The sequence below is a fragment of the Nocardia sp. NPDC059180 genome (assembly GCF_042754945.1).
Taxonomy (GTDB): Bacteria; Actinomycetota; Actinomycetes; order Mycobacteriales; family Mycobacteriaceae; genus Nocardia.
The window spans coordinates 136,651-148,894 of sequence record NZ_JBHZBU010000012.1; the positions used below are offsets into that span (position 1 = coordinate 136,651).

At 65.1% G+C, this 12,244-nt stretch carries 12 protein-coding genes; 4 read left to right on the forward strand and 8 right to left on the reverse strand.

The genetic code is table 11. The annotated features are described in order from the left end of the window. Positions 1-129: 129 nt before the first annotated feature. From ACFXNW_RS28935 to ACFXNW_RS28960, 6 genes are all read right to left on the reverse strand, one after another. The gene (locus tag ACFXNW_RS28935) at positions 130-1,038 is read right to left on the reverse strand and encodes a tyrosine-type recombinase/integrase (protein ID WP_379420970.1); all 909 of its coding nucleotides are present in this window, start codon (positions 1,036-1,038) and stop codon (positions 130-132) included. Further along, positions 1,035-1,409 carry a hypothetical protein gene (locus ACFXNW_RS28940; protein WP_379420971.1) on the reverse strand — a complete coding sequence of 125 codons (375 nt, stop codon included), beginning with the start codon at positions 1,407-1,409 and terminating at the stop codon, positions 1,035-1,037. Before ACFXNW_RS28940 ends, ACFXNW_RS28935 begins: the two co-directional genes overlap by 4 nt. Positions 1,410-1,845: 436 nt before the next feature. Further along, the gene (locus tag ACFXNW_RS28945; RefSeq protein WP_379420972.1) at positions 1,846-1,992 is read right to left on the reverse strand and encodes a hypothetical protein; all 147 of its coding nucleotides are present in this window, start codon (positions 1,990-1,992) and stop codon (positions 1,846-1,848) included. Positions 1,993-3,249: 1,257 nt separating this feature from the next. Continuing rightward, positions 3,250-3,456 (reverse strand): hypothetical protein, encoded by a 207-nt coding sequence (locus tag ACFXNW_RS28950; RefSeq protein WP_379420973.1) that lies wholly within the window; start codon positions 3,454-3,456, stop codon positions 3,250-3,252. A 182-nt stretch (positions 3,457-3,638) separates the two neighbouring features. Continuing rightward, positions 3,639-4,190, reverse strand: coding sequence for an RNA polymerase sigma factor (locus ACFXNW_RS28955; RefSeq protein WP_379420974.1), 552 nt, complete (start codon positions 4,188-4,190; stop codon positions 3,639-3,641). 642 nt (positions 4,191-4,832) lie between these two features. Continuing rightward, on the reverse strand, positions 4,833-5,765 hold the full coding sequence (locus tag ACFXNW_RS28960; RefSeq protein WP_379420975.1) for a hypothetical protein: 933 nt from the start codon (positions 5,763-5,765) through the stop codon (positions 4,833-4,835). Positions 5,766-6,821: 1,056 nt separating this feature from the next. On the opposite strand from ACFXNW_RS28960, the gene ACFXNW_RS28965 reads away from it, so the two are divergent. From ACFXNW_RS28965 to ACFXNW_RS28975, 3 genes are all read left to right on the forward strand, one after another. Continuing rightward, complete coding sequence (locus ACFXNW_RS28965) at positions 6,822-7,232, forward strand: hypothetical protein (RefSeq protein WP_379420976.1); 411 nt, start codon at positions 6,822-6,824, stop codon at positions 7,230-7,232. A 1,077-nt stretch (positions 7,233-8,309) separates the two neighbouring features. After that, positions 8,310-8,552 carry a hypothetical protein gene (locus tag ACFXNW_RS28970; RefSeq protein ID WP_379420977.1) on the forward strand — a complete coding sequence of 81 codons (243 nt, stop codon included), beginning with the start codon at positions 8,310-8,312 and terminating at the stop codon, positions 8,550-8,552. Between the two features lie 149 nt (positions 8,553-8,701). Further along, a complete protein-coding gene (locus ACFXNW_RS28975; protein ID WP_379420978.1) occupies positions 8,702-10,558 on the forward strand; it encodes a DNA/RNA non-specific endonuclease in 1,857 nt (618 codons plus the stop codon). An 85-nt stretch (positions 10,559-10,643) separates the two neighbouring features. Here the strand turns inward: ACFXNW_RS28975 and ACFXNW_RS28980 are convergent, their stop codons facing one another. Further along, positions 10,644-10,952, reverse strand: coding sequence for an ESX secretion-associated protein EspG (locus ACFXNW_RS28980; RefSeq protein ID WP_379420979.1), 309 nt, complete (start codon positions 10,950-10,952; stop codon positions 10,644-10,646). On the opposite strand from ACFXNW_RS28980, the gene ACFXNW_RS28985 reads away from it, so the two are divergent. After that, on the forward strand, positions 10,944-11,159 hold the full coding sequence (locus tag ACFXNW_RS28985) for a hypothetical protein (protein WP_379420980.1): 216 nt from the start codon (positions 10,944-10,946) through the stop codon (positions 11,157-11,159). The two genes, ACFXNW_RS28980 and ACFXNW_RS28985, sit on opposite strands and share 9 nt — an antisense overlap. A 107-nt stretch (positions 11,160-11,266) precedes the next feature. On the opposite strand, the gene ACFXNW_RS28990 is transcribed toward ACFXNW_RS28985, so the two are convergent. Then, positions 11,267-12,238, reverse strand: coding sequence for a helix-turn-helix transcriptional regulator (locus ACFXNW_RS28990; protein ID WP_379420981.1), 972 nt, complete (start codon positions 12,236-12,238; stop codon positions 11,267-11,269). Positions 12,239-12,244: the final 6 nt, after the last annotated feature.

Consider the following 12,244-nt stretch of genomic DNA (forward strand, 5'->3'; position numbering starts at 1 on the left):
GCGACCCGCACTCAGACAAGGCTCGCCGACGCGATGCGTTGCTGGTGCTCGAGCCGACGAGGCACCTCCGGGCCCGCCGCGATGGACGATGAACCGCACTGGTCAACCTCATCGCCTGGGTGCGGGTGGTCAGACGCGGGTCCGTCGCCGTCGCGCTGCGCGGATCTCGGCGTCGGCGACTTTGTCGGCGAGCAGGGTGTAGATCTGGGTGGTTTCGGTGGAGGCGTGGCCGAGGCGTTTGCGCACGACCTCGATCGAGACGCCGGAGTTGATGAGTTCGGTGGCGTGGGAGTGGCGCAGCTGGTGGATGTCGATGTCGACTCCGGCTGCGGTGCAGTACTTCACCCACCGGTGGTGGGCGGCCGAATAGGACAGCGGGCCACCGCGGCCGTTGATGCTGGCCCGAAACATCGGCCCGGACGTGTAGCCAGTGCGGGCGAGGTAGAGGCGCAGCAGGGCGACGTAGCCGCGGTCGTCGAGCAGCACGGTGCGCACCGATCCGCCCTTGCCATGGATCCGCACGTGCTCGTCGTCGAGGACCAGGTCGAAATCCTCCACATACAGCCCGCACACCTCACTCGCGCGGGCCCCGGCGACGTAGGCGGTCTCGAACAGCACCCGATCCCGCAGCACGTCGAGCGGGATATCCTTGCGCGGCCGCCGCGCACAGATCCGGTCGAGCACCCGCGCGACCTCGGCCGCCGGGGCCGGGCGCGGCAACGACTTGGGAACGGTGATGGTGTCGACGCGGTCCATCGGGTTCGCGTCGAGCAGCTCGTGCCGGACCGCCCACCGGCAGAATGCCGACACCGCGGCCCGCTTGCGCTTGCGGGTGGCCGGCGCCTGATCGGAGATCTCGGACAGAAACGACCGCACCGCACCCACATCCACGGCATCGACACCGCCGTCGACGTGCTCGGCGAAGGTACTCAAGTCGCCGCGGTAGGCGCGGATGGTGTTGGCCGGCCGGTTGGCGTTGGCCAGATCGATGAGGAAAGCCTCGATCTGGACCGTGATCGCGGTGCCGTCGTCGATCAAAACAACGTTCCCTGCTCGGCGACTCCCGGGGCGAGGTAGCGCCACTCGATGCGCGTGACCTCGCTGGCGGGCGCGCAGCCGGTGTGGCTGTCGCAGAAGAAGTCCACGAACTGATCGGGCGTCATCTCCGGGAACCCCTCGGCGACCACCTCATCCGGGGTGATCGCGTCGAGCGGCTCGCGCCGTACCGCGAGGACCTCCACGTCGACGATGCGCACCAGTGGCTTACCCCGGCGGCGGCCCATGACCTTGCGGCACAGCGTCAACCGCTCACCTTGGCGCACATTGCGCCACCCCATCCGGCGGGTCACGGTCTTGGCGCGCTCGCGCACCTGCCGCTCGGTCAACGACACCGACATCAGCCGCGGCATGACCGACCTCCCTGCTTCCGTGTAGCGCTGGCCTGGACTACTTGGGCGATGTGGTCGAGTTGGGCCTGGGTGCGGAACTCCCCGGTGCGAACCCACCGCCGCATCGACAGCTCGCAGCCGTTGACCAACGTCACCCCGTTGGCCGCGCCGCCGTGCGAGGTCTTTCCTTGGCAACCGCAGAAGCAGCGGCTCCGGTTCCAGTTCCGGTACCGGCCGGGCAACAGGAACATGTACCGCTGGTGATCTTCGCTGGATCCAATTCGGCCCCACCCGGACTGTCCTGCCGCCGACGCTTCGATGCGTCGCTTCTCGTGTTCGCGCTCGAACTCCACCCCAACCTCCAGAGTTGCCCGATAACCAGGAATCGAACTGCCATGCCCGTGTGTGGAATCGACAGGTCGGTAGACCCCGATTCTATCAAACTTGCCCGATAACCTTAGTTATCTGGCAACACCTGGCCCGGGTGGTTGGCGGCGCTCAGGGGCGCGTTGAGCACCGCCGGGATTCCTGTCGTCGTGGTGATCCAGGCCGCGGCGGTCGGGCCGATCCATTCGACGACCTGTGCGTTTCGTTCCAGGCTCACGCAATGAGCTGGTTCCACTCGTATAGCCGCTCCCCCAGCAGCGTCCGAGCCAGCCACTTGTGTGTAGCGGACGGCGCGGGCCTGATCAATCACGCAATAGCCCAAGCGCTGACCTCCGCACCGACCGACCAGGAGTAAGCCGAACCACCAGGTCATTCGGTGGGGCGATTAAGACGCCTGATCGTTGAGGTAACGAACCATCAGGTATGGCCCGGTTTCTTGCTTCGGATTCTTTCCAGGCTCCCTACATAATTCGACTCATCCACTCCGCCCGCCGACGCACATCGGCGAATTCCGCCGCCACCCTTTGCCGTCCAGGCACCGCCGCTACGGCACGTCGTCGCTGGTCAAGCCATTGTCATTGTTTTCCGCGCGATTACTGCCGGAACCCCGGGTAGCTGCAGGGCACTGCGGTACCTGGCGATCCATGTGCCCCTGTTGGGCGACTGCGGGCTGCCGAAGTAGCTCGTCGGGTTGGATGTCACCTCCGTCGGTACCTACTGCTGCGAATGCAAGGTAGCTGAGGATGATGAGCCCGATGCGTCTGGACAGCTTCTTCAATGCTCTCCGGCTGACTGGGACCTTGATGGTGATCCCGTCGGGACTCTTCTTACTCAAATGCGACTTCCGCCGCGTAGTCTTGCCCATGGCACACCCCTCGGTTAGGAAAGCGGGCTTGGTGTGTCTACGGTGGCGCCCCCGTTGCAATGGGCCCCCACTGCAATGGTGGGGCGTCACTTCTTCTGCGCCGTCCGCGGATCGTGTCCGATTGGGCGAAGACGGCTCCCGACCCGGCTGGCTGTCTCGGAACGTTCGCCTATCTCCGGAGGATAAGCGTGGATGAGGGATCCCACTACAGTCGCCCGAGCAATTGCGCATACTGATCCCTTTGGGCTCAATCAGGATCACTCTCATTGCGCATATTGACCGGGCGTGAGGAGCAGTAGCGCCGAATCCGGCGGTAGCGCGAGTCGAACTGGACGTTTGCCGCCGGGCGGGCATTCGAGTTCGCCGGTACCGCACGTAGCTTCCCGATCCGCCCCGCCGCTGACCGGTCAAAACACCAGGTCGCCATGTGCACTACTGCGCATAGGCAGCAGCTATGTGCGGTAACTCCTTAGCGCCGGATCGGGCGGATTTGCTCCTCGCCCCGTAACCCCAGACAGGATCGGCACCGATGGTGCGCCGTCAGTGCCGATCCTGTCTGAGCCGAGTGATGGGTGTGGCTACCACCCGGAGCCACACGGCTCGAGATGTTCACGGGAAGTGAACGAAGGCGACGTAGGCGGCGAGCATCAGGGTGCTCGTCGCGACGAATCCGGTCGCGCCCTGTTTGAGGGCTCGTGTCCACGAGGTGCCTTCGTGCCGTGCCATGCCGACGGCGATGGCAGCCACCAGGAGCCCGAGCAAGATGATGATCAGGACGACGAAGACTCGAAGAACGATCGAGTTGAGGGTGTTCATGGTGTTCCGTTCGGGTTTGTGGTTGACCGAACAGGTAGCCCGCATGATGGGCTGCGCCCGGACCTGTTCGAGGGGAACGATCGGGGCGCTACGGGCGGGAAGATTCGCTGTTGCAGTCGGAAAACCGCAGGTGGTGGAGCTGTTTGGTTGCTTGGGTGGTTGCCGTCGTCGGCTGCGGCGGGTTATTCACTGGATCCGTCGATTGCCCGGGCCCAGTCGCCGAGGGAGGTGTTCTCGGGCAGGACGACCACGCCCGCGAAGTGCATCCGCGCGAGCTTTTTCCTGTGGCGGAGCAGCTTCGAGCGGATCGTGGCCGGTTTCGACCCCGTGCGGATGGCTGCGTCCTTGAGGGTGATGCCTTCCTCGATGTGCAGCAGCAGGGCGGCTCGCAGGTCATGCGGAGCTTTGATCAGCATGCGCTGGGCCAGGTCGACGTCGTCGAATCGGTCGTAGTCGAGGTTGGAGTGGAAGCGGATGTCGTCGCGCAGGTGCTCGAGCAGGGCGCTGGTTTCTTGCTGGCGCTCCATGGCGAGTCGTGGCTGGTGCGCTCGGATTACATCACCGAGGCGGTTGCGGCAGGCGCCGAGGAAGTAGGTCGTGATCGTCGTGCCGCGTGTGGAGTCGTAGCCGCCGGCGTCGAGTGCGCGCAGAAAGGGTTGAAGGACGGTGCAGAAGGTTTCCAGGGCGATGTCCTCGCGGAGGTCGCGGTCGATCTGGGCGCGGTCGAGCACCACAGCGGGAGATGGCCGTAGCGGACTTGGCCGGCGGCCTCGCCTCTTGTCAGCCACCCGACGATCGTTCCGACGGCAGGGTTGTAGAGCTCGGCAGCGAGATCCTGACCAGCAGAAGTCAGCTTCCCGGAAGTATTCAGGTATTTCGGCATAAACATCCTCGATCACGCGATTATGGATTTGGCGGGGTGTCCCCGTTAACCGGTTGTACGGGGGTGTGCGCGCGGGGCGTTGCACCTTCTTCCGAGGGTTTGGCCGGGCCACTCAATTGGCCGCGGCTAGCTGGCAACTGGTCGTCCCGGCGGTTCTCGGTTGTCGGTGCTCCCCGATACACTGCTGGCACTGCGAAGGTCACGGGTTCGAGGCCCGTCCGCTCCATTCACGCTTGGGGCGGTAGCTCAGCTGGCAGAGCAGCGCATTGATCGAAGGGCCTATGCCCGAGGACGAAGAAGGTCCCGCCAGCTCTGGCGGGACCTTCTTTTTCTGGCACCTGGCCGGTAGCCAGGGTGGAGCCTCCTACCTACCGAGGTGCTTCGGGCTCCGGTAAGGCATGGGACTGGTTCTGGGACTAGTCACCCCTGATCGACACGCGGTGGCCGCGGTACCGAATTGGGTGCCGGGGGCCACTGCCGTTGTCGGCTCGGTTCAGCGGCGCCGCCAGAAGCGTCGCGGCCGCGGCTTAGGCCGGGCGCTCGCGGCCACGCCGATCGCGTCGAGATCGACCACCTCCGTCGTCGGTGTGTGCTCTTCGAGGAGCGCGTCGAGGTCGACCACCGGCACCAGAGCTTGTCCAGTCGCCTCCGCCGCAGCAGATAGTTCGTCGCCGGTGGCGAAGATAGACTTGCCGATGTGGCGGTCACCGGCGGTGCGCTCGACGATCGCGGTGGTCAGATCCTGCACCCGCCCGCCGGCGCGCAGGTGGTCGGCGACCACTTCGCTCAGTTCGCGTGCGGCACGGTCGGCGTCGGCGTGGACCGACACATACCGTTTCGCCGGGCCCGCCTCACCGAACATGGTCGGGTGGCCGCCGGCGGCGACGTTGTCGACGATCAAGACCCACACCGCGGCCGCTTCCCGATCAGCGGCGACGCGCAGGCGCCCGGACAGGGTGTCGTCCTCGCCGAACCCGAGCCGGTCGACGACCTCGGTCATGGTCTCGGCCAACCCGAATCCGATCAGCCGACGCCCGATCTCGATCTCCGAAGCCCCGAGCTCGACGGCCAGCTCCTCGAGCGGGACCGCGTCGGCCCAGCCCTGCCGCAGCGTGGCGTCCATGTCTGGGTCCCAGTAGATGCTGCGGGTCGCCCGGCGCAGCTCACGCAACGGCTCGCGCCAGTCGTAGTTCGGGTCCGCGAGCAACACCGGCAAGAACTCGAACGCCCTCTTGGCGGTGACGCCGCTGTAGCTCGCCGGGATCATCTCCATGCAGTGCTGGCCGATCGCGTTCGGACTACCGCCGGTGCGCTCACAGATCTCCTCGAGCGGCACCTGCGCCCGTAGCATCTCGACCAGTTCGGTGTTCTTCTCGTCAGTCCACAGCGCATACGCCCGTCGCCGTGCCTTGGTCTTCTCGGCCATTCCGCCTCCCTACGCCAGTTCCCCTGCCGCGCACCGGATTCGGTGGTGCGCCACGAGCCATGGTGAGCCCGGGGTCCGACAAGTTCGGGCGGATCGGCCCAAACAGGGGTCTGGGTGCTGGGCATGAGGAAGGGCCCCAGATGTTCCCTGGGCCCTTCGGTTGGTGATGGGGTCGCCGTAGTAGGCGCCGAAAAATCAACGGATATGGCGCGTTTCTCCTGATCACGGCAGCGTTAGCGACTGCGTTCGGAGCACGAGACGATACCCGCCGATGCCGCTCCGGGCCTGCGCGAAGCGGCCACCCGGTTATCTGGGCCAAGCCCAAATGTGGTGTTTTTCGTCGGTTGCTACCGGAACCCCTCATCTGATGCGCCGGCTCGACCTGGCCGGGAGCCGCTTGTCGTCGTAAGGCCCGGGGGCATCAGGGCGAGAGCGTCGACCAACGGGAGGTCAGCTGGCAGCGGCCTGGTTACCGAGCTTGTCGTCCAGCACGATCGGAGGGATGGGCTGGCCGGGGTCCGAATCGGGATCTACCGCGTCGATCATTTTTCGCGACCTGGTCGTAGATTCGCCGAGCAACTGCCCGACCCTCAGGGTCGGGGGTGATGGTGGAGTCCTGCTTGTGCGCGTAGGTCAGTAAGCCAACCAGGCTCATCCCCGATAGCGTAGCCTCGACTGCGTCACCACCGTGAGCCTTGATGCGTTCTTTCGGTACCCGCCCCCTCCTGTCGTGCCCGTACGGTGTGACAAACCACTCGTCGATTGTTGCCCAAGTGTCCTGGTGGCAGACCAGCTGAACGCTGTGAACGCAAGCTGCCCGCCGCATTCGTTCCGGGTGGGCCTTTCTCCGGCGCAACCATCCCCAAATCCCCTTGTCCGATCCCATGGCTCCATATTGCCGGTTGCCTCCGACATCGCGGCGCCAAATCCACGGCACCGCAAGACTTCACGTCGATATCTGCCCGCCCTCCGACCAGTGGAAGCAGCAGCCGGTGGCGGCTGGTTTCGCGTAGGGTGACGGGATAGTCAATGCTGGGCGGATCGGGGTGAGGCACGTTGACGGTCACGGTGAAAGATCTGTTCCTGGATGCGATCGAGGACGCCAAGCGCGTCCAGAGTTGGCCAGAAGCGGTTGCCCTGCATGAGCACGTCAAGTTCTTGGTTAGCGAGTTCGGCAAGCGGCAGCACCAGTTCCCCCCCGGCCGCCGGCACACCCTCATCAAACTGCGCGACGAGACCATGACCAGAGTCCGCAACGCGCTGCACCACGCTCGCATCGATCGCGATATCGCCGAGCACACTGCGAACCGGGAACGGTGGGAAGCCGAACGGACCGCCCGCCTGGCCGAGATCGACCGTGACCTCGCCGTCTACGAGCGAGAACGCGAAATCCCAAACGCTCCGCGTGGTCTGTCGGAGAACTCGCTGCCAGACCGGGAGTGGCCCGGGTTTGAACGCGAACGGTAGCCCCACCAATTTGTCCGTGCGTCGTGCCACACTCCCGAGCGACGCCGTTGCTTGGCAAAGGGCAGAACCGGCGTCCCGGCCTCGGCCCCGCGCATGCGGGGATGGTCCTATCGGCGTCATCGGCGATGGTCAGCTGATTTGGTCGGCCCCCGCACACGCGGGGATGGCCCGTGGGCTTCGGCGAACAACGCCCTCGTGGCGAACCCGCGCGGCGAGCTTCCGGTTGATCGTCGATGCAACACATCCGCTCCGCCCGTCAAGGCCGTGACCTTTGCTGATTGCCCACCCGGATACAGCCTCAACCATCCGACGAATCGGCCGCGGTGTTCCAAAAGGACCGCATTCCAAAAGATCCCGTGTCTGCCCAGGAACAGGAAGTAGTCACGCAGATCGAACGCGTAGGACCGAACTGTGCCCGACGACCGGCCGATACCTGTCAGACACTCCAGAAACAGCTCGACCGGCTCGACCACCGAGAACTGTGCGTCCAGCACGGTCCACTACTCGACGGCGTCACTGGGCGTCAAGACTCGCTGTACTCGCAAACCACACTCCTTCGCACCCCCGCTACATGTGATCCAGGCGGCGAAAGGACGACCGAAGGAGACCGCGAACCCAACCGCTCTCGCCGCGTCGTGGACAGCCTAGATAATCGCGTCGTCTCCACATAACTCCAGGTAAAGAGCTTGTGTCAGCTGCATCGAAGACACGATTTGCGAACCCACGGGAACACATATTCGAAGATGTCATACCGTACGGTCTGTTAGGAATAGGCATAGGCCCTTATGGCGAGCCCGCCCATCTGTCACCTCAGCAGGGTTCCGTCGCCGCCTCATGGCCGACATCCATAAAGCGACCGTCTCCGCGGAATAGGCTGACTACGTGTACGTTCCGAGTTCCACATTTCTACGTACCCCGCTCGAACGTGCGGACCCGCACCTATCATGGCATCGGGTCGACCAGTGGTTCTTCGCTGCCGGCGCCTGCCACATCCTGGCTTATGCGTTCATCGAAGCTCATTCGAGTGGGTGGACGCTAATGGGGTTATGGCCGTGGAATGCGCCCGACCCTGGTCACGTGTACGTCACCGACGGGACGTGGGCTTTCGATCACTGCGGTTGGACCTACGAAGCTGAGGTGCTCGATGCTCACAAGGCTGCCGAACCCGATGCGGGCTATCGGCAGCAGCGGATAGACATGGATCTGGATGAGTTCTGCGCTCGGCACTGGCATCGAACGCGCGCTGAGTTCGCCTACGACCCCTGGCGCCGAGCGCATAACTACATTGCGCGTCACGCCGAACCGGGTGCGCTCCGATAGGACCTACCTGGTCCCGAAGCATCTTGCGACGACCAGTGCCAGCCATGTGATGGTTACCACGATTCAGCGTGGTGTGGAGCGTGTATCCGGTAATCGCGGCGCCCCGTCGCACGATCGACCCGCCTGGATCGTGAAGGAGACCAATCCTTATGCCCGCCGATCGACGTTCTACGAATTCCCCGGCCACCGATAACAAGTTGCGGGCCGCGCTGCGCCGTTTCATCCGCGCCCGGGGCGCGAGCTACCTCGACGATCCGAATGTCACCTCGATCGGCGTCGGGTACAAGATCACCAACGGGATACAGACGGACACTCTGTCAGTCCAGTTCACGGTCGGTCGAAAGATTGCGTTGGAGGGCTTGGAAGCGCTCGGCACCACCGCGATTCCGGAATCAATCAATGTAGTTGGGGTCGCGGTCCCGACCGATGTGCTCGAGCGCCGCTACGAGCCATCGTTCCGCGTGGTTGCTGAGGCCGAGCCGGCGGAGACCAAGGTTCGGCGTGACCCTGTCCTGCCTGGCGTAAGCATCGCTAACACCAAGGAGACCGCTGGCACCCTCGGTTGCATCGTCTACGACGCGACCGACGGCACTCCTTTGGTGCTGAGCAACTGGCACGTCCTGCACGGACCTGACGGAGCGATCGGTGATGTGGTCGTCCAGCCCGGCCCCCACGACGACAACCGGACCCAACGCAACCGCCTGGGGGTCCTGAAACGCTCACACCTCGGGGTGGCAGGTGACTGCGCGGTCGCCACGATCGAGGACCGGCGGTTCGAGACCGGCATCCTCGGAATCGATGTCACGCCGGAAGAACTCGGTGACCCCGAACTCGGCGACACGATACTCAAGAGCGGCCGCACCACCTCGGTCACCCACGGCGTGGTGCGCCGTGTCGATGTCATCGTCAAGATCAGCTACGGGGCCGCAGGCGAACAGCGGATCGGTTGTTTCGAGATCGGCGCCGACCCGGCGCACCCGGCGACCGATGACGAGATCAGCCGCGGTGGCGACTCCGGCGCCGTATGGATGTTCAAGACCGCCAACGGCACAACCGACAAGGTGATGGCAGGACTGCACTTCGGCGGAGAAACTGACGCCAGCCCTGACGAACACGCCCTCGCCTGCCTGCCGAGGTCGGTGTTCGAAAAGCTCGAGATCACCCTGAATCCGTCGGCCGCCGCGCAAACCAGCGCAGATAAGCCGACCGGATACAACGCGGATTTCCTCGGCGCCCGCGTCGATCTGCCCGAGATGGATCCAGGTCTCAGTGATGACACCTTCACACTCGACGGCTCCGCGGTGATCGCCTACACCCATTTCTCGCTCGCGCTGAGCACCTCGAGGCGCTTTGCCCGATGGGTCGCCTGGAACATCGATGGCGGCGACCTGAAGAGGATCAGTCGAGATGGCGTCGAGTTCGCCATGGATCCGCGGATTCCAGCAGAGTTTCAGGTCGGCAATGAGTTGTACACCGGCAACCGCGTCGATCGCGGGCATATCGCGCGCCGCGTCGATCTGTTGTGGGGGTCGCTGCCCGAGGCCGAACAGGCGAACCAGGACTCGTTCTACTACACGAACATCACCCCGCAGCTCGATGATTTCAATCAGAGCAGCCGCAACGGCGTCTGGGGACAGATCGAGGACGCGGTGTTCGCCGATGTCGAAGTCGAGAACCTGCGCGTGAGCGTGATCGCCGGCCCGGTCTTCCAAGACGACGACCGTGTTTACCGAGGCGTTCAGATCCCGCGTGAGTTTTTCAAGATCGTCGTCTACGTTGAACGAGGCGAACTGAAGAGCCGGGCGTTCCTGCTCACCCAGCACGCCGACCAACTCGAAGCGCTCGAGCTTGACGAGTTCCGCACCTACCAGGTCGCGATTCCGGAGATCGAGAAACGCACAGGACTCCGATTCCCCGTAGCCATCCCCAACGGAGACGGCGTGTCCGCGGCCGAGTCGACTGAGCAGCCCGCACCTCTCGAGACTCCCGAAGCGATCCGCTGGTAACCGGCGCCGCGGATAGAACTCTCCATCGCTGGAGGGTTCTATCGGTCACGGTCTGCGCGGTGGCCCAGACACGATGGCTCGGTGATTACGGAGTGGTTGACTTCAGATCATCGACGTATTCGCGGTATTCGGTGTCGGCGTGGTCGAGCAGGTGTGCGACGGATGCGCACAGGAGCGCGGTGGATCCTGGGCGGACAGTGCGGGTTCGGTGGCCGGTCTCGAGGTAGCGGCCATCGCCTGCGATATCGAACCAGCGGATGGTGCCGACTGTGCGGTCCGGAGTGTGGCCGTTGTTGCGGGGGCCGCGGAAGACGGTGATGAGGCCGGCCCCGGTGGCGGGTCGGCGCAGCAGGTGGTTGTAGCGCTCGAGCGCCGTGGATTCCAGGTGGTGCACGCCGAGGCAGGAAGCCTGTCGGCGCGGGTACGCGAAACCCGTCTGGCGCCATACCAGTTCATCCTCGGCCAGGCCGAAGCCGCCAACGGCGAGGTGGCGATACGACTGCGAGACGGGCGTCGCCTACCCGTCCACACCGCTGGTGACGCTATCGCCCGAGTCCGGGCGCTGATCCAGTCCCACGACACCCGTTTGTGGGCTGACTGATCTGCTGCCATCGCGGCCGCCGTCGACGAGGGCATCCTGGAGCGGCTCGACGGTCTGCGACCAGCGGCGGGAGCGGGCACATCGAGTCGTGTGGCCCGCGATAACGCTCACGGCATCCCGTAGCAGGTGGCGATAGCGGTGGCGCGGTTGTGCAGGGAGGTGCGCAACCATGGCGGGGCCAGGGCTTCCGCGTGCGTGGCGAGCTGCCACAGCGCCCATTCGGCGTGTCTGGGATCCTGGAAGGTCACTTCCAGCCGTAGCCGGCCGTCGGCGTCGGTTTCTTCGGCGCGGACGGCCAGCGCGGTGTCCACCAGTTCTTCGCGCCGTGCCGGGTCCACCCGGACCAGCACGGTGACTTGGTCGCCGCCCGTGCGGAACCGCGTGCTGCGTTCCTGCCACGCCTTGCCCAGATCGACCCGGTCCGGTCGCTGGGCCGGTTCGGCGAGTTGCTCGGCGGCCGAGATCCGCGACAGCCGGTAGGTGCGGTCGGCGCCGGATCTCGTGGCCAGCAGATAGCCAAGACCACGGACGGTGACCAGGCCGATCGGGTCCACCGTGCGCCACGTCGGGGTCTGGTCCACGGCCGCGTAGTGGATGCGCAGCTTGTGTCCGGCGAATACCGCGCGCCGGACCTCGGCCACCACGGTGTCGGGCACTTCCTCGGCAACCAGTCTGCGCGAGAGCAGGTCGATCTCGGGGTCGATGAGTAATCGCTCGGCCACCCCTGCCGCGGTGGCCCGATAGCTTTCGGGCAGCGCGTCGACCACTTTGAGCATCGCCGAAGCGAGCGCCGAGCCGAGGCCGAATGCCTGTGCGCCGCTCCGTGATCCGGCGACGAGCAAGGCGATCGCCTCGTCATGGTTGAGTCCGGTGAGTTCGGTCTGGAAACCGGGCAGCAAGGCGAAACCGCCGTGCCTGCCGCGCTCGGCGTAGACCGGGACGCCTGCTGCCGAGAGTGCCTCGATATCGCGCAGCACGGTGCGGGTGGAGACCTCCAGCTCGCGCGCCAGCGCTGTCGCGGACAGGCGACCGTGCCGGCGCAACAGCAGCACCAGCGAGACCAACCGGTCGGCGCGCATACGAAG

Excerpts from the sequence above, each read along its gene's own strand:
- ACFXNW_RS28940 (WP_379420971.1), bottom strand. The coding sequence starts at position 1,409 with ATGCCGCGGCTGATGTCGGTGTCGTTGACCGAGCGGCAGGTGCGCGAG.
- ACFXNW_RS28950 (WP_379420973.1), bottom strand. The coding sequence starts at position 3,456 with ATGAACACCCTCAACTCGATCGTTCTTCGAGTCTTCGTCGTCCTGATC.
- ACFXNW_RS28960 (WP_379420975.1), bottom strand. The coding sequence starts at position 5,765 with ATGGCCGAGAAGACCAAGGCACGGCGACGGGCGTATGCGCTGTGGACT.
- ACFXNW_RS28975 (WP_379420978.1), top strand. The coding sequence starts at position 8,702 with ATGCCCGCCGATCGACGTTCTACGAATTCCCCGGCCACCGATAACAAG.
- ACFXNW_RS28990 (WP_379420981.1), bottom strand. The coding sequence starts at position 12,238 with ATGCGCGCCGACCGGTTGGTCTCGCTGGTGCTGCTGTTGCGCCGGCAC.